The sequence below is a fragment of the Halomonas sp. HAL1 genome, from assembly GCF_030544485.1.
Lineage (GTDB): Bacteria > Pseudomonadota > Gammaproteobacteria > Pseudomonadales > Halomonadaceae > Vreelandella > Vreelandella arctica.
Window position 1 is genome coordinate 2,495,297 of the sequence record NZ_CP130610.1, and the last position, 19,171, is coordinate 2,514,467.

Consider the following 19,171-nt stretch of genomic DNA (forward strand, 5'->3'; position numbering starts at 1 on the left):
TTAATAATCCTCGTACCAGCTGCGGCCGTCTTGGGTAATCATAGCGATGGAGGCGACCGGTCCCCAAGAACCTGCAGGGTAACGACGCGGCGATGTGTCACGTTTTTTCCAACCGTCAATCAGTTGGTCGCACCAGCGCCATGCATGTTCGATTTCATCGCGGCGAACGAACAGATACTGCTGCCCTTTCATGACTTCCAGCAATAGTCGTTCGTAGGCATCGGGAATGCGCGATTTCGGGAAGGCACTGTTAAAGTCCAAATGTAGCGGGCCGGGCCGCAGGCGCATGCCTTTATCCAGGCCACTGTCTTTGGTCAACACCTGGAGGGCGATGCCCTCTTCCGGCTGTAAGCGGATAATCAGCTTATTGGAGGCAATATTGCGCTGGTCCGGATCGAAGATATAGTGCGGCTGCTGGCGGAAGTGAATCACGATCTGCGACAGTTTTTCCGGCATCCGTTTACCGGTGCGCAAATAAAACGGTACGCCCGCCCAACGCCAGTTAGCCACTTCGGTTTTCATCGCGACAAAGGTTTCGGTCTGGCTCTGGGTATTGGCGCCCTCTTCTTCTAGATAGCCGGGTACCGACTGACCGTCGCTGTTGCCCGCGATGTACTGACCGCGCACCACGTCTCGATCTAGCGCTTCGCCCACAAAGGGCTTGAGTGCTTTAAGCACTTTCACCTTCTCGTCACGGATGGCATCGGCATCCAGGTTCGAGGGTGGATCCATGGCGATTAAGCACAGTAGCTGCAGCAGATGGTTTTGCACCATATCGCGCAACTGACCCGCCTCATCGAAGTAGCCCCAGCGACCCTCAATGCCCACTTTTTCCGCTACGGTGATCTCCACATGGGAGATGTTGTTCTGATTCCACTGAGTACCGAATAGCGGGTTGGCAAAACGCAGTGCGATCAGGTTCTGTACGGTCTCTTTGCCCAAATAATGGTCGATGCGATAAATCCGCGACTCGGGAAACACCTCGCCAATGGCGTCGTTAATTTCAATTGAGGAGTGCAGATCGGAACCAATCGGTTTTTCAACCACCACGCGGGACTCTTCATCCAGGCTTTTGCTGGCCTGAAGGTGACGGCAAATATCACCGTAAATACGCGCGCCAACGGAAAGATACACCACCATCGGGCGGGGTGCCCCCTTTCGCCACTGGCGGATTGCGTCGTACCCGTCGACACTGGAAAAATCGAGTTGCAGGTAATCCAGGCGGGCGAGAAAGCGTTCCAAGCTTTGCTTGTCCTGCTCGCCGCTTTTCAGTCGCTTTTGCAGCGCGTCGTTAACCAGCTGCCGAAACGACGCCACATCGTGCTCTTGGCGAGCCAGTCCCATGATGCGCGTGCTTTCAGGCATTAAGCCTTCACGGTCAAGATGGTATAAGGCAGGAAACAGCTTGCGCATGGCAAGATCACCCAGCGCCCCAAACAGCGCTAAATCGATAGCATTATCTGGATCGCCCAGCGGCGCACCTTGGGAAGCATTGGACTGGCTCATCGTTGCTCCTATTTATAGTTAGTCAATCTAATGTAGTTAGATTACCTAAAACCTACCTGAAAGAAGACATTGTACGCAATAATTTGTGTAATTTTACTACAAAAATTGGGATTATCTACCGCCAACAGTTCATAACATTCTCTCTGCGTCGCTAAAGCGCGAAATGGGACCGTGACAGCAGAGCCATTCCACAAATAATTATCCAAACGGCTTGGTTTTTACAGACTTTTTATGGAAGGGCATGTTCTCTTAGCGCATGCTTAAGAATACTAAATGGCGAGTCAGGTATATGACACCTTTTACACCGTTGTTTCATCGCAGTAGGGATGTTTATCGGCACTGGGCCCCTGTCTTTAAAATCATGTCGATTCTCTGGGTAGTACTGGCCCTATTCATGCTGGCTCCCCTGATTATATTGCTTATCGAGCATGATCCCGACGCACCCGCCTTTGGTATCTCTGTGCTGTTCATAGTGGGGGCGGCCGCACTTACCTGGCTACTCACCTTCCGGGCCACGCTTGAGCTGAAGCCCTGGCAGATGTTCATTCTGACCGCTGCCAGCTGGGTCACCATCAGCGGTTTTGCCAGCCTACCGCTCGTACTTGGCGCCCCCCAATTGACGTTTACCAATGCCGTCTTTGAATCGGTTTCGGCGATTACCACCACGGGGTCGACCATCCTGGTCGGCATCGAACACTTTTCCGATGGCCTGAAACTGTGGCGAGGGCTAATGCAGTGGATGGGCGGCATCGGCATTATCGTCATGGGCATCGCAATCTTGCCGTTTCTGAAAGTAGGCGGTATGCGGCTGTTCCATACTGAATCATCCGACTGGTCGGATAAAGTGATGCCGCGTACGGGTGGTATCGCCAAAGCAACCCTTACCATTTATGTGGCTTTGACCCTGGTCGCGATTGGCAGTTACTGGACCGGTGGGATGACGCTGTTGGACGCCACCGTACATGGCATGACATCGCTTTCCACCGGCGGATTTGCCAACTCAGACGCCTCCTTTGGGGCCTATAGCGGGCAACCTTGGCTGCTCTGGATGGCCAGCTTTTTCATGCTCAGCGGCGCGCTTCCCTTTGTGCTGTATATCCGTTTCATACGAGGTTCAAGTAGCGCCTTATGGCAAGACCAGCAGGTACGGGGGCTGTTAAAGCTGCTGCTTACCGCGGTTCTGCTTATTAGCCTCTGGCGGGTTGCTCACGGAGATAACTGGTTTGAGTCGTTGACCCACGTCACCTTTAACGTCGTATCCATAGTAACCACCACCGGCTATGCCTCTGACGATTATACGCTTTGGGGTGCACTCCCGATGATGGCATTTTTCTACCTCACCTTTGTCGGAGGCTGCAGCGGTTCGACCAGCGGTGGGATGAAAATCTTCCGCCTGCAGATTGCCACCTTGATGCTGCGTAATCAGTTGCACTACTTGATCCATGCCAATGGCATATTTACCACTCGCTACAATCAGCAGCCGGTAACCAGCGACATTTCACGCAGCGTAGTCGCCTTTTCGTTCTTTTTCTTCATTACCATCGCCGCACTGGCACTAGGCCTTTCCGCGTTGGGACTTGATTTGGTAACCGCCCTTTCCGGTGCCGCCACGGCGGTTACCAATGTAGGTCCCGGCCTGGGTGACATCATCGGCCCTGCGGGCAACTTCGCCTCCCTGCCCGACGCTGCCAAGTGGCTACTATGTATCGGCATGCTGATGGGACGTCTGGAAATTTTGACGGTCGTCGTACTGCTGACCCCGATGTTCTGGCGCCGCTAGCGAATTACCATGAAGGACGACAACATCATGCCGCTTGGCAAATCAATTAGCAGGTCCGCCTCGCACTTCGTTCGTCGGCTGCGCGCTCCCACGCCGTTTGAAATCCTCATCGCCCTGGCGAGTACCGGCGCTGCGCTGCTGATCGCCTGGGGTCTGTACGCTTGGCTGGCACTAGCCAATCTTTCGTTGATCTTTCTTACCGCAGTACTCACCAGCGCTGTTGTGGCTGGGAGCTATGCGGCTTTGCTCAGCGCCCTGCTGGGGTTTCTGACCTTTAACTTCTGCTTTACCGTCCCGCATTTTTCATTTGCGGTCGAAGAGCAGGAGCAGCTACTGACGCTGCTATTCTTCCTATTGGTGGCACTCGTAGTGGGTAAGCTCGCTGGCGATAGCCGACAACGGCTGCTGGAGCTGAGTGAAGCGCGCCTTGCAGAAGAGCAGGAAAGGCTGCGGTCCGCGCTACTCTCATCGGTATCCCACGATTTGCGTACCCCGCTGGCATCAATCATTGGTGCCGCCAGCTCTTTGCGCACCCTGGATGCTCAGTTGACCCAGCAGGATCGCTTCGAGCTGCTGGATGGCGTATTGAGCGAAAGCGAACGGCTAAATCGCTATATACAGAACCTGCTGGACATGACCCGCCTCGGCCATGGCGATATGAAAATCGAGCGTGACTGGGCCGCGTTTGACGACCTGGTCTCATCGGCTCGTAAGCGCCTGGGCAGTATCCTTGATGACCTCCAGATAAAGCAGCACTGGCCTGACGACCTGCCGCTGCTCTATGTGCATCCGGCCCTGATCGAACAGGCCCTGGTCAATGTGCTGGAGAATGCGGCTCGTTTCTCGCCCCCAAATGGCTGCATCATTATCGAAGCCTGCTGCTCCGGCACTGACAGAGCTGGGAAAAGTGGCTCTACTAAGCCCAACACTGATGATACGCCTACCCTGCTATTTTCAGTCACCGACGAGGGCCCCGGAATTCCGCCAGCGCTGAGGGAACGGGTATTCGATATGTTCGTTACTGGCCATGAAGGTGATCGCAGCCGACATGGAAGTGGCCTGGGGCTGGCGATTTGCCGCGGTATGCTGGGCGCCCACGCAGGGCAGATCCACGCCAGTCAAGGGCCCGCAGGGATCGGCACTACGATCACCATGTCACTGCCGCTACCCTCCCCCCGCGAGGAGGCAGACAATGAGCAGTAATCAAGTGCGAGTATTGGTCATCGATGACGAACCGCATATTCGCCACTTCTTGCGCATCAGCCTTGCCTCCCAGGGGTTCCAGGTGATCGAGGCCGCCACTGGTCGTGAAGGGCTGGAAAAACTCAGCGCCGGTGCATCTGCACCCAACGCGGACATCGTTCTGTTGGATCTTGGCCTACCCGATATGGACGGTCAGCAGGTACTCGATGCCATCCGCCAGCATTATGAAGTGCCCGTTATCATAGTTTCGGTTCGCGGGCACGAGGCAGAAAAAGTGCGTGCACTGGATAACGGTGCAAGCGACTACGTTACCAAGCCATTTGGTATCCAGGAGTTGTTGGCCCGTATTCGGGCATTATTAAGACGGCGCGCCAATCCCAGTGCTCAGCGATTCAAGCATGGTGGACTGGTGGTCGATATCGCCGCCCACCAAGTCAGTTTGAATAACATTGCGGTTCATTTAACGCCTAAGGAGTTTGCCGTTCTGGCCCATCTTATCGCTTGTGCTGGACGCGTCGTGACTCAGACCCAGCTACTTCGTCAGATCTGGGGCCCCACCCACCAGGACGACAGCCACTATTTGCGTATTGTGGTGAGCAAACTGCGCTACAAACTCGGCGACGATCCCCAGTCGCCTACCCTGTTACAAACAGAACCCGGCATTGGTTACCGGCTCTCCCTTGAGCCTGACCGTGAGGACAATAGCCCATGAAGATCATTATTCTCGGCGCCGGCCAGGTCGGCGGCACCTTGGCAGAACACCTCGCCCGTGAGGAGAACGACATCACTGTCGTTGATACCGATGCCAAAAAACTGCGCGACCTGCACACCAAACTCGATATCCGCACCGTGACCGGCGCGGGCTCATACCCCATTGTGCTGCGCCAGGCAGGCTGCGAAGACGCCGATATGTTGATTGCAGTAACCAGCAGCGATGAAATTAACATGATCGCCTGCCAGGTCGCCCACACGCTGTTTCGCACTCCGACCAAGATCGCCCGGGTGCGCGCTACGGCGTATTTAACCCGTAAAGGCCTCTTTGCCCACGAAGCGATTCCCATTGATGTCCTCATCAGCCCCGAGCAGGTAGTCACCGACCACGTGCGCCGCCTGATCGAGCACCCCGGTGCCTTACAGGTGCTGGAGTTTGCCGGTGGCCTGGTACAGCTGGTAGCGGTGAAAGCGTTTTACGGCGGCCCGCTGGTAGGCCAGGATTTAGCCTTTCTTCGCCGCCATATGCCCAACGTGGATACCCGCGTGGCGGCGATCTACCGGCGCAATCGACCGATTATTCCCCGCGGCGATACGGTCATCGAAGCCGACGATGAGGTGTTTTTCCTCGCCGCTCGTCGCGATATTCGTGCGGTCATGAGTGAGCTACGCCGGGTCGAGCGGGATTTCCGCCGCGTGGTGATTGCCGGGGGTGGCAATATCGGCGAACGCTTGGCAGAGCATCTAGAGCATAGCCACCAGGTCAAGATCATCGAGCACAATCTGGAGCGCTGTACCACGCTATCGGAGCGGCTGGATCGCACCGTGGTGCTCCACGGCAGCGCCACCAGCAAGCGCCTGCTGGAAGAAGAGAACATCGAAGAGTGCGATATCTTCTGCGCGCTGACCAACGACGACGAGGTCAATATCATGTCCTCGCTGCTGGCCAAGCGGTTAGGCGCCAAGAAGGTGCTGACGCTGATTAACAACGCCGCTTATGTGGATTTGGTGCAGGGTGGCGAGATCGATATCGCTATTTCGCCCCAGCAGGCGACCATCGGCAGCCTGCTGACGCACGTGCGACGCGGCGATATCGTTAATGTGCACTCGCTGCGCCGGGGCGCCGCCGAAGCGATTGAAGCCATTGCCCACGGTGACAAGCAGTCGTCTAAAGTGGTCGGCCGCACCATCCGCGAGATCGACCTACCGGAAGGCACCACGATTGGGGCAATTGTGCGCGGCAAAGAGGTCATCATCGCACACGGCGATGTGATGGTTGAGAGCGGCGATCACGTGATTTTGTTCGTGATCGACAAGCGCCGCATTCGCGACGTGGAACGCCTGTTCCAAGTTGGCTTATCGTTCTTTTAAAACACTTTTAACAGGCGCTTTTAGAGTGGCTAAATCTCGACCGCGCGACCAATAAACTCAATGGGACCGGTGGGCAGACCGGTGGCCGAACCGGTTTCGTCTTCCAGCGTTAGCTCAAACAGTTGGTTATCTTCAAGCGGCGGCAACTGGTCTAAGCGCATCCGAATGGGCTGACCAGGTTCGACTAACCCCAGTGATACCGGAGCCTGCCACTCATCCGCCTTGGTCCAGAACTCTAGCGCCTTCCCTTCAGGCACTTCGAACGTACCCAGCGGGATCAGCTCTATTTCCTGTCGCGATGAGGCCTGGACTACCCAGCCCGCTGACTGAGTTTGCGGCGCGAGCAGAACCACCATGTACTCGGGCGTAGTTGAAATAGTTGGCTCAGTGACTTCATTTGCCAGCATTACGCCCATGACTAACGCCGCCGCCAGGCCAAACCCGGCAGCGCCACGCCAAAGTGGCAAGCTGTGTAGCATGCGCCGAGGCCTTGGAGGCACAACAACAGAACTGGTACGTTTAGCGGACGCTTCTCGTGCCTTTAGGCTGCGCTCAATACGTGGCCATAAATAATCAGAGGGCGATACCGGATCGGTGATAGCGGTATAGGGCAAGAAACGCTCTTCCCAAGCCATCACGGCTTTTTGCAGTTCAGGCTCATTGGGCAAACGAGCTTCCAGCGCTTTGCGCTGCTCTAACGACAGTGTGCCTAGCACGTATTCACCCGCCAAGGCATGGTCATCTTCGCGTTCGTTATCATTAGGGCGGGTCATGCCATACACTCCCGTAAGCGCAGTAAACTGCGTTTTATCCAGGCTTTAACGGTACCGAGGGGCGCCCCAGTATGGGCAGCAATTTCCGCGTGACTGAGGCCATCGACATAGGCGTGAAGTACACAGTTACGCCGCTCGGGCTCCAGTTGCTTTAAACAGCTATCCATCCGCTGGCCGGTCTGCCAATCAAAGGCTTCTTCGGCAACATCAGCGTGCTGGAAATGTTCGTCCTGACCTAATTCGGTGGGGGCGTCGCTATCGAAGGTAATTTCACGGTCACGGTAACGAATAGCATTTAATGCCAAGTGACGCGCGACACTAAATATCCATGTTCGCGCAGATCCTTTGTCAGGGTCGAAACTATCGGCGCGTTGCCAAATATTTAGGCAGGCATCGTGAACAATATCTTCCGCCATGCCACGATCTTTAACGATTCGTAGTACCACACCTAAAAGCCTGGCACCTTCATGAACGTAGAGTTGGTGCAAAGCGTCATGCTCGCCGCGGGCACATTTAGCCAATACAGCAGCATGATCAAATTCTGAAGACACGTCAGTCAAACCATAGCTCCCTGGAGACGGCACCGACGCCAGTCGTCGTTTTCACAGACAGCATATCCGCTAGGGACTCAACAAACGAGTCCCCAGCGGAATTAGCGCTCCAGTCGACTTATTCAGCCGCCCAGAAGATGTAATCCGCTTGATAGGTAACAACGGCGGTTGCACCGTCGTGATCCATGTCGCAAGCTACGTCAGGAGCGACACCACCTTGGGTGTTCAAGCGCTGAATATAGCTAACGCCCGTCATTGCGCCTTCGCCTTCAGCAGGGTTGGCTTCAACAAGCTGGAGCGGAATGTTGCCATCGCCATTAGCGGCTGTGGCTAGCTGGGTGCCGGTGATTTTTGATCCGTCCAGCGCTTCCCATGTGGCTGGCGGGCCATAATAGCTACCCACTTGACTACCATCGCTATCATTTAGCGCAGCGTGTGGGCCTTTGAATACCCAGCCCATATTGCCGTCGTCCTTGGTTTCGCACATGTAAGTAATAGCGCCAACGCCAACCGTTTCGAGGGCGATGGTGTTGCCGTTCGGCACTTGAACGTCCGCAGGCGTTTCAGCCAAAGCGGCATGACTGAAGGATGCAATCAGAGTGGCGGCCAAGGTAGCGCGCGTTAGATGATGAAGTGTCATTTCAGTCTCCTAAAAGGGTTGTTATCAGCTGCCTACAATGGCGGCTGTATAGGGAATACCCGCGAGAAGACGTTTTGGATGCACTATTTTTAAAAAATAAAAAAACCCTGAGCAAGGGCTCAGGGTAACGAGTAGGAATAGCTAGCAGTGTTCGCTATAGCTTAAGCGGTCTTCTGCATCGCAATGGCGGTGTCCAGCATGCGGTTGGAGAAGCCCCACTCGTTGTCGTACCACGCCATAATCTTAACCAAGCGACCATTTACACGGGTGTGATTGGTATCGAAGGTGGATGAGTTGGCATCGTGATTGAAGTCGATGGAGACCAGCGGCTCGGCATTAACCGCCAGCACCGGCGAATTCGCAGCAGCCTTCTCGACGATGGCATTAATTTCTTCTTTGGTGGTATCGCGGCTGGCGGTGAAAGTAAGGTCCACCAGCGACACGTTGATCACCGGCACGCGAACTGCCAAGCCATCGAACTTGCCAGCCAGTTCCGGCAATACTAAACCTACCGCCGCTGCTGCCCCGGTTTTGGTCGGGATCATGGAGTGGGTCGCACTACGAGCGCGGTAAGGGTCAGAGTGGTAAACATCCGACAGGTTCTGGTCGTTGGTGTAAGCGTGCACCGTGGTCATCAGACCGTTCTCGATCCCTACCGCATCGTTCAGCGCTTTTGCTACCGGCGCCAGGCAGTTGGTGGTGCAGGAGGCGTTGGAAACCACCGTATGCTCGGCGGTTAGAATATCGTCATTCACGCCGTATACAATGGTGGCATCGGCGTCGGGGCTGGGCGCAGAAATAAGCACCCGCTTGGCGCCAGCAGTAATGTGCTTGGCAGCCGCCTCACGCTTGGTAAACAGCCCTGTGCACTCCATCACCAGGTCGATATTCATCGACGACCACGGCAACTGTGCTGGGTCACGCTCGGAGGAGATCGCGATACGATCACCATCCACCGTGATGCTCTCGTTGTCATGCTCTACCTTGAAAGGGAAGTGGCCATGCACGGTGTCGTGACGCAACAGGTGGGAGTTCAGCGAAGGATCGCCCAAATCGTTGATAGCGACAACCTGTACACGGTCGCGGTAGCTGTTCTCGTAAAGGGCGCGCAGTACATTGCGGCCGATACGGCCAAACCCGTTAATCGCAACTCTTATTGTCATGATATAACTCCTCAATTAACCAATGGTAGCAAGTGTCGCATTTAGTAAAAAAATTACTAAAAATACGTATTTAAGCGTCATGAGGCTGAAAATTCGTATAACAACGGCCCCAAAAGGCTTGTAAATATCCAATATGTAGTAAAATTACTATATAAACGCTACCGTAGTCCAACATTAAAAGCTGGTCTTAGAAAGCCAATACAAGTAAAGGGTTCCGCCATGAGTGATGCACAACCGCCCCGCCAAGCTATCCGCACTCTACAAGCACGCAAACGCATTGCACTGATTGCCCACGACGGCAAGAAGGTCGAAATGCTGGAGTGGGCGACCCGCTGGCAAAGCGTGCTCAGCCAGCATGAGCTGATCGGCACCGGCACCACCGCCGGGCGCTTGAAAACCGCGCTGGGACTCGACGTTGAAGGGTTGATGAGCGGGCCGTTGGGCGGCGACCAACAAATTGGTGCACGCATCGCCGAACAGCGCCTTGATGTACTGATTTTCTTTTGGGACCCCTTCTCGCCGCAGCCTCACGACCCCGACGTCAAGGCGCTGCTGCGCTTGGCCGCCCTGTGGAATGTGCCTGTTGCCTGCAATGCGGCCACCGCAGACTTCCTGCTTTCATCGCCCTATCTGGGCGAAAGCTACGATATGTCGATTCCGGATGCCAACGCTTGGGCCCAGGCCAGAACGGTCTAAGCAGCAAGCATCAGAACGCCCTGTTCAGCGGGTGTGCAGGTGGCGGGCAACTACCTGCAGCCCGCACTCGTAGTGGCCGTCCAAGGCGGCCAACGCGCAGTTCAGCGTCAACGCAGCAATCCGGTCATAATCCTGCAACGCTGAATTGACCGGCTGGGGGAGAAAATCCAGCAGCCGGTGATCGCCAAAGGTGGCCAAACGGATATTTTCTGGCAAGCCGCCACGCTCCAAGAACACATCAAAGACCCCTTCCAGCAGCGTGTACGACGCCGTTACCAGTGCATCGGCGCCGCCCTCCTCATCCAACAGCCGGGCTGCAAGGCGCGCCCCTTCGCTACGCTCATAGCTCACTCCACTCAAGATCAGCGGCACAACCTCCGTGCCACTCAATGCCGCCTGGAAACCGCCCCGCCGTTCGCGGCTGATCGACAGGTTCGGCATTGCCTCCAGCCACGCCACACGTTTGGTCGCCCCACCGATTACCGAGCGTGTCAACGCCTCGGCCGCTTCGCAGTCATTGCTCACCACGCTGGAAAACAGTGCGGGATTCAGGCCACGATCCATGCCCACCACACACCAGCCCTCGTCTACCAGATCGGCGTAGAAGGTGTCGTCGCTGGGCAGACAACTGGCGGTGATCAACACCTCACAGCGCTGGGCACGCAGCGCCAGGGCGAGTGCTCGCTCGCTCTCTGCACAGTCATCCGAACTGACAATCAGCAACTGATAGCCCTGCTCCCGCGCACCACGCTCCAGGCGTTTCGCCAGCCGGGCATAACTGATGTTCTCCAGGTCCGGCACGATAAGGCCCAGCAGACGGCTAGCCCCACGACGCAGAGCGGCCGCCTGCGGGTCTATGTGGTAACGGTGCTGACGTACTACTGCCATCACTTTCTCAATCGTTGCCACGCTAATACGGCGCTGCTCGGCCTGGCCATTAATCACGTAGCTAGCGGTCGTGCGCGAGACGCCGGCTAGCCGGGCAATATCGGCGAGTGTCATTCGGGTTCCCCTTGGTGTGACCGGGCAGTTTATCAGCAAGTAAGCGCCTACCAGACCAAAGTCTAAAAGCACGAACCTTGCGTCACGAAGTGAATCGATTCAGCATAGCACTAACACTAGATTCATTGGCAAGGATGAATCACCGCTGAAGGGTCGATTCATCCCACTGGCATCAATGCCATTACCATGATCATTTAACGACGATCACTTATGTACACGCCCTGCACTCGGCCCAAAGTACTCACCGGAAGTACTTCGCAGCAACAGAGCGCGTTTACAGGAGAATGCTATGTTGACACTCGGCCCCGATGACATCCTGCTAGGCCGCCACGCGGATAGCTGGCAAACCGCGTTGGACAGTGCCGCTGAAGCGCTGGTAGACGCCGGACTGGTTGAGGCCGAGTACCGTGACGGCCTGCACGCTCGCGAAGCACAATCATCGACGTTCCTGGGCAATGCCATCGCGATCCCCCATGGCACGCCAGAAAGCCGCCAGCATGTGAAGCAGACTGGCGTTCGCGTGCTCCAGTTTCCCCAAGGAATCGAGTGGCACGACGGTCAACAGGTGCATGTGCTGGTGACCATCGCGGCCCAGAACGATGAGCACTTGGATATTCTGCGCCAGCTCACTCACGTGCTGGATCGAGAAGGCGTTGCCGAACAGTTAGCCAGCGCCAGTTCCGCTGCCGATGTGGCGCGCCTGCTGTCCAAACCAACGCTTGAGCCACGCTTGGATGCTGATACGCTCTGTGTCAACTTTCCCGCTCGCGACCCCCAAGAGCTCGCCCTGGCCTCCGCCGCCCGCCTGCGTCAAAGCGGCTGCGTCGATAACGCCTTCATTGCCGCTGTCGCCGCCGCTCAACCCACCTGGTTAGGCAAGGGGTTGTGGCTGGCCAGCAGCTCGCAAGGGGTTAATCAGCCCGCGCTTGGGGTCGCCACGCCAGCCTCGCATACCTTGGAAAGCGCTGGCCACCCGGTCCATGCGCTGTTCTGCTTAGCTGCCCACGGTGATGCCCACCGTCCGCTGTTAGAGCAATTAATGGCCTTGCTGGATAGCGGCGCCAGCGACACGCTGCTCACATGCAACAGTGCTCAACTGCTTTCCCTGCTGGCGGGCGAGACCGCAAGCACCCACACCCGTCGCGTTCGAGTGCTTAATCCCCATGGCCTGCACGCCCGCCCCGCCAAGCAGTTGGTGCAAGTCGCCCGCGCCCAGGCAATGTCGATCAATGTGCGGCTGGAAGAAGGCAGCGCCACGCTGGTCTCGGCGGCCAGCTTGACCAAGGTGATCGGCCTGGGCGCTCGCCGCGGCCAATGGCTAGTGCTGTCCGCCGAAGGTGATAACGCGCGTCAAGCGCTCGAGAGCGTGGCGGAAACGATTGAGGCTGGCTTGGGCGAGAAAGTGACGTCCCTTGACGGCGGCTTTGACACCGCGCCCGAAGCCAGCACGACTCAACCGGCCGTCGAGCCACTGGCTGCCGACACGCCCCATACCGGCGTGGCCGCTTCTCCGGGCTTGGCCATTGCCCCGGTGTTTGTTATCCGCCCCATGCAGTTCGACTACCCCGAGCACGCCGATGACGCGGAGCAACAGCTCATCCGCTTGAATCACGCCATTAAAGAGGGCGCGGCCCAACTGGAGGCGCTGGTTCGCAATGCCCAGGGCGGCGAAGTCGCCGATATTCTCTCGATGCACGAAGAGATGCTCGTCGACCCGGAACTTCACCACGCGGCCTCGGATGCCATTCGCGAAGGACGCTCAGCGGAAGCGGGCTGGTGGGAAGCGATTGAAACCGCTGCCCACGCCCAGGAAATGCTGGCCGACCGCCTGCTGGCCGAACGCGCCGCCGACCTCCGCGACGTGGGCCGCCGCGTACTTGGCGTGCTCTGCGATGTGACGCTTCCTGAACCGCCTGACCACCCCTATATTCTGGTCATGGACGACATCGGCCCTTCCGATGTGGCGCGCCTGGATACCTCCCGTGTGCGTGGCCTGCTCACTGTACGCGGTGGTGCGACAGCCCACAGTGCCATTCTGGCCCGCGCACTGGGTATTCCTGCCGTCGTTGGCGCGGGGCAAGCGGTGATGGCGCTCAACAACGCCAGCATGATGATTTTGGATGGTGATCGTGGCCGGGTAACATCGCAACCTTCCGAAGAGCGGTTACAGCGTGCCGAGCAGCAGTTGCTCGACCACCAGCAGCGCGAAGCCGCTGCCTGGGAAACCCGCTTTGAGGTTGGTCAAACTCGCGATGGCCACCGTGTCGAAGTCGCCGCCAACCTGGGCAATACCGCCCACGCTGCCGATGCAGTAGAGCGCGGGGCCGAGGGTGTTGGCCTGCTGCGTACCGAGTTCCTATTCATGGCCCATGCCAGCGCCCCGGATTTGACCACTCAGATCGGCGAGTACCGCCAAGCGGTGGAAGCGTTAGGCGGCCGCCCGCTGGTGGCACGTACCCTGGATGTGGGCGGTGACAAGCCGCTGCCTTACTGGCCGGTTCCCCAGGAAGATAACCCCTTCCTAGGGCTGCGCGGTATTCGCCTGGCACTGACCCAGCCCGACGTGCTCGAGACCCAACTGCGCGCGCTGTTGATGGCCAGCAAAGATCACCCTTTGCGCATCATGCTACCGATGATCAAGGACATTGCCGAGTTTCGGGCGGTCAAGGTGATCTATGATCGCCTGCTGCAAGAGATCCCCGCCTCCCAGCGCGCTACCGATGTGCAGCTCGGGGTGATGATTGAAGTACCTTCCAGCGCGCTGCTGGCACCCAGCCTTGCCGCCGAGGTGGACTTCTTCTCGGTGGGCACCAATGATTTGACCCAGTACACCCTGGCGATTGACCGCGGTCATCCGGAGCTTTCTGCCCAGGCCGATGGCCTACACCCGGCGGTGCTGCGTCTAATCCAGATGACCGTGGCCGCAGCGCATAGCCAAGGCAAGTGGGTCGGTGTGTGTGGTGAGCTGGCCTCGGATGCCGTGGCTATTCCCGTATTAGTTGGCCTGGGCGTGGATGAACTCTCGGTCAGCGCGCGGCAGATTCCTTTGGTGAAAGCTCGCCTGCGCGAGTTTGATTTTGCAGACGCCCAGGCCATCGCTCAGCTAGCGCTTTCACAAGCGACCAGTGACGAAGTGCGTGATGCACTGGAGGCGCGCTAATGGCCCGCGTGCTTTGCATTACGCTCAACCCAGCGCTGGATTTAGCGTTTAACCTTGACGCCTTAGTATTGGGCAGCGTCAACCGCCCTACCAGCACGCAGCTCGAAGCCGCTGGTAAAGGCGTTAATGTTGCCCGTGTATTGGCAGAGCTTGGTCATAGCGTCACGGTCAGCGGCTTTTTAGGCAGCGAGAACGACGCGCCCTTCGCCCTGGCTTTCAAACAGCTGGGGCTGGCCGATGCCTTCGTGCGGGTGCCTGGCAGCACGCGTATCAATGCCAAACTGGCTGAACAGGGTGGCCGCGTTACCGATATCAACGGTCCCGGCATGCCGATTGACGCCACACATTTACAAACGCTAATCGACACGTTGGACGCCGAACTGAGCAGCGCGATGCCACCCCAGGCAGTGGTTGTCGCTGGCAGCCTGCCCCCAGGGCTGTCATTGGATGGTTTTCGCCAGCTGCTGGAGCACTTGAACGCCAGTGGTGTGCCGCTATGGGTGGATACCAGCGGCCCGGCTCTTAACGCCGCCATCGACGCCCACCCGGCGGGCATCAAGCCCAATGAAAATGAACTCGCCGACTGGGCAGGGGACACTCTCGACACGACGCCAGCACGCTTGACGGCCGCCAAGCGGCTACATCAAAGCGGCATCGCCCATGCGCTTGTGTCAGCGGGTGCCGAAGGCGTGCTGTGGGTGAACGCCCAAGGCGCCTGGCACGCCACGCCCCCCAAGGTGACGGCAACCAACACGGTGTGCGCTGGCGATACCTTTGTCGCGGGCATGCTCCACGGCTTACTTAATCAACACGACCCGGAACGAACGCTGCGCTTTGCTACCGCACTCTCTGCCGAGGCCGTACGCCATGTCGGTGTCGGTAACGCCAACGCTGCGGATTTCGACTCACTCCAACAACACACCCGGATACGGCGTCTTGATGACTCCATCACCGAGGGAGCTACGCTATGAACATAATTCTGATTACCGCCTGCCCCAGCGGCATGGCTACCACCTTCCTCGCTGCCAAGCGCCTGGAGCAGGCTGCCCAGCGCCAAGGCTGGTCGGTACACGTTGAAATGCATGGCGAAATCGCGCCACTGCAGGCTGCTACTGCTGATCAGATTGCTAACGCCGATTTGATTGCGGTCGCCGCCGATCACGTGCCCGCCCCGGAACGCTTCGAAGGCAAGCGCCTGTTCCAGGCACCGATTGCCAGCGCGCTCCCCGACCCTAGCGGTTTTCTGGCCCAGGCCAAGCGTGAAGCGCCGATTTACAGCGCGCCTGCCGCGCCTGCAGCCTCCGTTTCTACCGCTGCAAGCAGCGCGGGTGGCAAGAAAATTGTCGCGGTCACCGCCTGTCCTACCGGCGTCGCCCACACTTTTATGGCCGCCGAAGCGCTCTCGGAAGCAGGTAAAGCCATGGGCCACGCCATTCGCGTGGAAACTCAAGGCTCGGTGGGCGCACAAGACAAATTAACGGAAGAAGAGATCGCTCAGGCCGATGTGGTGCTACTAGCTTGCGATATCGACGTTGATCCGTCGCGGTTTGCAGGCAAGCGCATCTACCGCACGTCTACCGGCAACGCGCTGAAAAAGCCGCGCCCCACCATTGAAGCCGCGCTGGAAAACGCGGCACTGGAAAATAGCGGTTCGGCCAATACCGCTAGCGACACTAAGAGCGTCAAAGAGAAAGGCGTTTATAAGCACCTGCTCACCGGCGTTTCCTTTATGCTGCCGATGGTCGTGGCGGGGGGCCTGCTGATTGCGCTCTCTTTTGTGTTTGGCATTGAAGCGTTTGAGCAGGAAGGCACCCTGGCCGCTGCGCTGATGCAAATCGGTGGTGGCACCGCCTTTGCGCTGATGATTCCGGTACTGGCAGGTTATATCGCTTACTCTATTGCCGACCGCCCCGGCATCGCACCGGGTATGATTGGCGGCATGCTGGCGGCCAATATCGGCTCCGGCTTTATCGGCGGTATCTTGGCTGGCTTCCTGGCGGGCTATGTGGCGCTGGCGGTCACTCGTTACGTCAAACTGCCCTCCAGCGTTGAATCCCTGAAGCCGATTCTGATCATTCCGCTGGTCGCCAGTTTGGTTACCGGCCTGACCATGATCTACGTGATTGGTGAGCCGGTCGCGGCGCTGCTGAATGCGCTGACCAGTTTCCTCGAATCCATGGGCTCCACCAATGCGGTACTGCTGGGTATTCTGCTGGGCGCAATGATGTGCTTTGACCTGGGTGGCCCGGTCAACAAAGCCGCGTACACCTTTGGCGTGGGCCTGCTCGCCTCTGAAACTTACGGCCCCATGGCGGCGATTATGGCAGCGGGGATGGTGCCTGCCATTGGTATGGGGATTGCCAGTTTTGTCGCGCGCAACAAGTTCTCAGCACCGGAGCGCGAAGCGGGTAAAGCCTCATTCGTGCTGGGCCTCTGCTTTATCAGTGAAGGCGCGATCCCCTTCGCGGCGAAAGATCCGCTGCGGGTCATTCCGGCCTGTATCGCGGGCGGGGCACTCACCGGCGCGCTCTCGATGCTGGTGGGTGCGAAGCTAATGGCGCCCCATGGCGGTATCTTCGTACTGCTGATCCCCAACGCCATTACCCCGGCACTGCTCTACCTGGGCGCTATTATAGCGGGTTCACTGGTTACCGGGTTAGGCTATGCGTTTATCAAACGCGGCGCGGCTCAAGTAGCGGTTGCTACCTAACGGCTGACCCTACCCTGTGTGGGCAGGCACGATAGCCTGCCCACACAAATACGTAGCTTTACGCAGTTAATGCAAGTCTAGTCATAAATGCCCTCTACTCCTCGCCGCTTTTTATGTAGTATTTTTACATAACGCCACGTTTAGTTTGCCATTCGGTTCTGGTTACTACATTCACTTAATAACAAACGGATCGCCCTATGTTTCAGCTCACTCGTAGTGTCACCTGGCAGGCGCTTGACCGCCTACGCGACAAAACCGCTAACGACCGCATTCGTGACTACTTCACCAATGATCCTCAGCGCTTTGAGAAAATGAGCCTTCGGGTGGGCGGTCTGTTTCTTGACTACTCCAAGCACCATGTTTCCGATGAAGTGCTTACCAAGTTGATTGAACTAGCCGACCACTCGGCACTGGTACAGCGCCGGGCACAGATGTTCTCCGGGGATATTATCAACGTTACGGAAAACCGCCCGGTACTGCATACGGCTCTGCGTCACTTAGGCGATGAGCCGGTGTATGTGGACGGCGAAGACGTTATGCCCGAGATCACCCGGACACGTGAGCAGATCAAGCTGTTCTCTGAAGCGGTGCGCAATGGCGAGTGGAAAGGCTACAGCGGCAAACGTATTAAAGATGTGGTCAATATCGGTATTGGCGGCTCGGATCTCGGCCCTAATATGGCGGTGCGCGCACTGCTCAAATACCGCCATCCGGAACTGCACTTTCACTTCGTTTCCAACGTAGACGGCACCCATATCCAGAAGGTGCTTTCGCGCCTCGACCCGGCGACTACGTTGTTTATCGTCTCTACCAAGACCTTTTCTACACAGGAGACGCTGCTAAACGCCAAAACCGCACGGCGCTGGTTCCTAGAGAACGCTGGCGAAGACGCCGACGTGGGTGCGCACTTTATCGCTGCCTCCACCAACCGCAAAGCGGCTATGGAGTTCGGCATTCGCGAAGAGAACGTGTTCGAATTCTGGGCCTGGGTGGGGGGGCGCTACTCCATGTGGTCCTCCATTGGCCTGCCTATTGCGCTTTCGGTCGGTTTCGAAGGCTTTATCGAGCTGCTCGAAGGCGCCCATGAAATGGATAATCACTTTATCCATGCGCCCTTCTCAGAGAACATGCCGGTGCTGATGGCGCTGATTGGTATTTGGTACATCAACTTTATTGGTGCCGAAACCCAGGCCATCGTGCCCTACGATCAGGCGCTGAACCAGCTGCCTTCTTTCCTGCAGCAGTTGGACATGGAGTCTAACGGCAAGTCGGTAGATATTTTCGGCCACCCGGTGAACTACAAAACCGGCCCGATTGTGTGGGGCCAAACCGGCTCCAACGGCCAGCACGCTTTCTTCCAACTACTGCACCAGGGCACCCGCTACGTACCGATTGATTTTATTGCCTCGCTCAAGCCCGAGCCGGGAGTCGAAGACCACCACTTCGCTCTATTGACCAATATGCTCGCCCAGGCCAACGCCTTTATGGAAGGCAGCCAGGGGGACAGCAAAGAGCTAAGCCAGCACGACCCCTACAGCTGCCCCGGCAACCGACCTTCCAGCACGCTACTGCTGGACGAGCTAACGCCGAAAAACCTGGGCGCGCTGATTGCGCTTTATGAGCACAAAGTGTTCGTCCAAGGAGTTATCTGGAACATCAACTCGTTTGACCAGTGGGGCGTACAGCTCGGCAAACGCATCGCGGGTGAAATCAGCGAACGCATCGACGCCCACGCCGCCGACTTCGACGCCTCCACTCAAGGCCTGCTGGAACTGGTTCGTGCTCACTTCCCTAATGGCGGCAGCGAAAAGGAAACCGGCCCGACTGCCAGTGCCGATAAAAAGCCCGCGAGGAAGAAGCGCTAGGCTAGTTTGGTAACCGGGTAAAAAAACAAATGCCTTGGCT

15 protein-coding genes are annotated in these 19,171 nt (G+C 57.5%); 9 read left to right on the forward strand and 6 right to left on the reverse strand.

Annotation, left to right across the window (positions count from 1 at the left end):
- Entirely contained in the window at positions 1 to 1,506 is a 1,506-nt protein-coding gene (gene zwf, locus Q3Y66_RS11730; RefSeq protein ID WP_008956981.1) for a glucose-6-phosphate dehydrogenase, read from the reverse strand.
- A 289-nt stretch (positions 1,507 to 1,795) separates the two neighbouring features.
- Between zwf and Q3Y66_RS11735 the strand changes: the two genes are divergently transcribed.
- From Q3Y66_RS11735 to trkA, 4 genes are read left to right on the forward strand one after another with little or no spacing between them, the layout of a single operon-like run.
- Positions 1,796 to 3,286 carry a TrkH family potassium uptake protein gene (locus Q3Y66_RS11735; protein ID WP_008956982.1) on the forward strand — a complete coding sequence of 497 codons (1,491 nt, stop codon included), beginning with the start codon at positions 1,796 to 1,798 and terminating at the stop codon, positions 3,284 to 3,286.
- Between the two features lie 9 nt (positions 3,287 to 3,295).
- A complete protein-coding gene (locus tag Q3Y66_RS11740) occupies positions 3,296 to 4,489 on the forward strand; it encodes a DUF4118 domain-containing protein (RefSeq protein WP_139041519.1) in 1,194 nt (397 codons plus the stop codon).
- The gene (locus tag Q3Y66_RS11745) at positions 4,479 to 5,201 is read left to right on the forward strand and encodes a response regulator (protein WP_008956984.1); all 723 of its coding nucleotides are present in this window, start codon (positions 4,479 to 4,481) and stop codon (positions 5,199 to 5,201) included. Before Q3Y66_RS11740 ends, Q3Y66_RS11745 begins: the two co-directional genes overlap by 11 nt.
- Positions 5,198 to 6,571 carry a Trk system potassium transporter TrkA gene (gene trkA, locus Q3Y66_RS11750; RefSeq protein WP_008956985.1) on the forward strand — a complete coding sequence of 458 codons (1,374 nt, stop codon included), beginning with the start codon at positions 5,198 to 5,200 and terminating at the stop codon, positions 6,569 to 6,571. The genes Q3Y66_RS11745 and trkA overlap by 4 nt, the downstream gene beginning before the upstream one ends.
- Before the next feature lie 29 nt (positions 6,572 to 6,600).
- Here the strand turns inward: trkA and Q3Y66_RS11755 are convergent, their stop codons facing one another.
- The 4 genes from Q3Y66_RS11755 to gap form a co-directional block, all read right to left on the reverse strand.
- The gene (locus tag Q3Y66_RS11755) at positions 6,601 to 7,344 is read right to left on the reverse strand and encodes an anti-sigma factor (RefSeq protein WP_008956986.1); all 744 of its coding nucleotides are present in this window, start codon (positions 7,342 to 7,344) and stop codon (positions 6,601 to 6,603) included.
- Positions 7,341 to 7,895 (reverse strand): sigma-70 family RNA polymerase sigma factor, encoded by a 555-nt coding sequence (locus Q3Y66_RS11760; protein WP_238528471.1) that lies wholly within the window; start codon positions 7,893 to 7,895, stop codon positions 7,341 to 7,343. Before Q3Y66_RS11760 ends, Q3Y66_RS11755 begins: the two co-directional genes overlap by 4 nt.
- A gap of 118 nt (positions 7,896 to 8,013) precedes the next feature.
- Positions 8,014 to 8,535 carry a DUF3455 domain-containing protein gene (locus Q3Y66_RS11765; protein ID WP_008956988.1) on the reverse strand — a complete coding sequence of 174 codons (522 nt, stop codon included), beginning with the start codon at positions 8,533 to 8,535 and terminating at the stop codon, positions 8,014 to 8,016.
- 161 nt (positions 8,536 to 8,696) lie between these two features.
- Positions 8,697 to 9,698: a type I glyceraldehyde-3-phosphate dehydrogenase gene (gene gap / locus Q3Y66_RS11770; protein ID WP_008956989.1), complete on the reverse strand. Its 1,002-nt coding sequence runs from the start codon at positions 9,696 to 9,698 to the stop codon at positions 8,697 to 8,699.
- Between the two features lie 219 nt (positions 9,699 to 9,917).
- On the opposite strand from gap, the gene Q3Y66_RS11775 reads away from it, so the two are divergent.
- Positions 9,918 to 10,394, forward strand: a complete 477-nt coding sequence (locus Q3Y66_RS11775) for a methylglyoxal synthase (RefSeq protein WP_008956990.1) — start codon at positions 9,918 to 9,920, stop codon at positions 10,392 to 10,394.
- Between the two features lie 24 nt (positions 10,395 to 10,418).
- Here the strand turns inward: Q3Y66_RS11775 and cra are convergent, their stop codons facing one another.
- Positions 10,419 to 11,396, reverse strand: coding sequence for a catabolite repressor/activator (cra, locus tag Q3Y66_RS11780; protein ID WP_008956991.1), 978 nt, complete (start codon positions 11,394 to 11,396; stop codon positions 10,419 to 10,421).
- A 289-nt stretch (positions 11,397 to 11,685) separates the two neighbouring features.
- Between cra and ptsP the strand changes: the two genes are divergently transcribed.
- The 4 genes from ptsP to pgi all read left to right on the forward strand — a co-directional run bounded on the left by ptsP (position 11,686) and on the right by pgi (position 19,131).
- On the forward strand, positions 11,686 to 14,556 hold the full coding sequence (gene ptsP / locus Q3Y66_RS11785) for a phosphoenolpyruvate--protein phosphotransferase (RefSeq protein ID WP_008956992.1): 2,871 nt from the start codon (positions 11,686 to 11,688) through the stop codon (positions 14,554 to 14,556).
- Positions 14,556 to 15,527 carry a 1-phosphofructokinase gene (gene pfkB, locus Q3Y66_RS11790; protein ID WP_008956993.1) on the forward strand — a complete coding sequence of 324 codons (972 nt, stop codon included), beginning with the start codon at positions 14,556 to 14,558 and terminating at the stop codon, positions 15,525 to 15,527. Before ptsP ends, pfkB begins: the two co-directional genes overlap by 1 nt.
- Positions 15,524 to 17,266 carry a PTS fructose-like transporter subunit IIB gene (locus Q3Y66_RS11795; protein ID WP_008956994.1) on the forward strand — a complete coding sequence of 581 codons (1,743 nt, stop codon included), beginning with the start codon at positions 15,524 to 15,526 and terminating at the stop codon, positions 17,264 to 17,266. The genes pfkB and Q3Y66_RS11795 overlap by 4 nt, the downstream gene beginning before the upstream one ends.
- Positions 17,267 to 17,463: 197 nt before the next feature.
- Positions 17,464 to 19,131, forward strand: coding sequence for a glucose-6-phosphate isomerase (pgi, locus tag Q3Y66_RS11800; RefSeq protein ID WP_008956995.1), 1,668 nt, complete (start codon positions 17,464 to 17,466; stop codon positions 19,129 to 19,131).
- Positions 19,132 to 19,171: the final 40 nt, after the last annotated feature.

Bases quoted from the DNA above. Each gene is read 5' to 3' on its own strand.
- pfkB (WP_008956993.1), top strand. From the start codon at position 14,556: ATGGCCCGCGTGCTTTGCATTACGCTCAACCCAGCGCTGGATTTAGCG.
- gap (WP_008956989.1), bottom strand. From the start codon at position 9,698: ATGACAATAAGAGTTGCGATTAACGGGTTTGGCCGTATCGGCCGCAAT.
- Q3Y66_RS11775 (WP_008956990.1), top strand. From the start codon at position 9,918: ATGAGTGATGCACAACCGCCCCGCCAAGCTATCCGCACTCTACAAGCA.
- cra (WP_008956991.1), bottom strand. From the start codon at position 11,396: ATGACACTCGCCGATATTGCCCGGCTAGCCGGCGTCTCGCGCACGACC.
- Q3Y66_RS11735 (WP_008956982.1), top strand. From the start codon at position 1,796: ATGACACCTTTTACACCGTTGTTTCATCGCAGTAGGGATGTTTATCGG.
- Q3Y66_RS11765 (WP_008956988.1), bottom strand. From the start codon at position 8,535: ATGACACTTCATCATCTAACGCGCGCTACCTTGGCCGCCACTCTGATT.
- trkA (WP_008956985.1), top strand. From the start codon at position 5,198: ATGAAGATCATTATTCTCGGCGCCGGCCAGGTCGGCGGCACCTTGGCA.
- pgi (WP_008956995.1), top strand. From the start codon at position 17,464: ATGTTTCAGCTCACTCGTAGTGTCACCTGGCAGGCGCTTGACCGCCTA.
- Q3Y66_RS11755 (WP_008956986.1), bottom strand. From the start codon at position 7,344: ATGACCCGCCCTAATGATAACGAACGCGAAGATGACCATGCCTTGGCG.
- zwf (WP_008956981.1), bottom strand. From the start codon at position 1,506: ATGAGCCAGTCCAATGCTTCCCAAGGTGCGCCGCTGGGCGATCCAGAT.
- ptsP (WP_008956992.1), top strand. From the start codon at position 11,686: ATGTTGACACTCGGCCCCGATGACATCCTGCTAGGCCGCCACGCGGAT.
- Q3Y66_RS11745 (WP_008956984.1), top strand. From the start codon at position 4,479: ATGAGCAGTAATCAAGTGCGAGTATTGGTCATCGATGACGAACCGCAT.
- Q3Y66_RS11740 (WP_139041519.1), top strand. From the start codon at position 3,296: ATGAAGGACGACAACATCATGCCGCTTGGCAAATCAATTAGCAGGTCC.
- Q3Y66_RS11795 (WP_008956994.1), top strand. From the start codon at position 15,524: ATGAACATAATTCTGATTACCGCCTGCCCCAGCGGCATGGCTACCACC.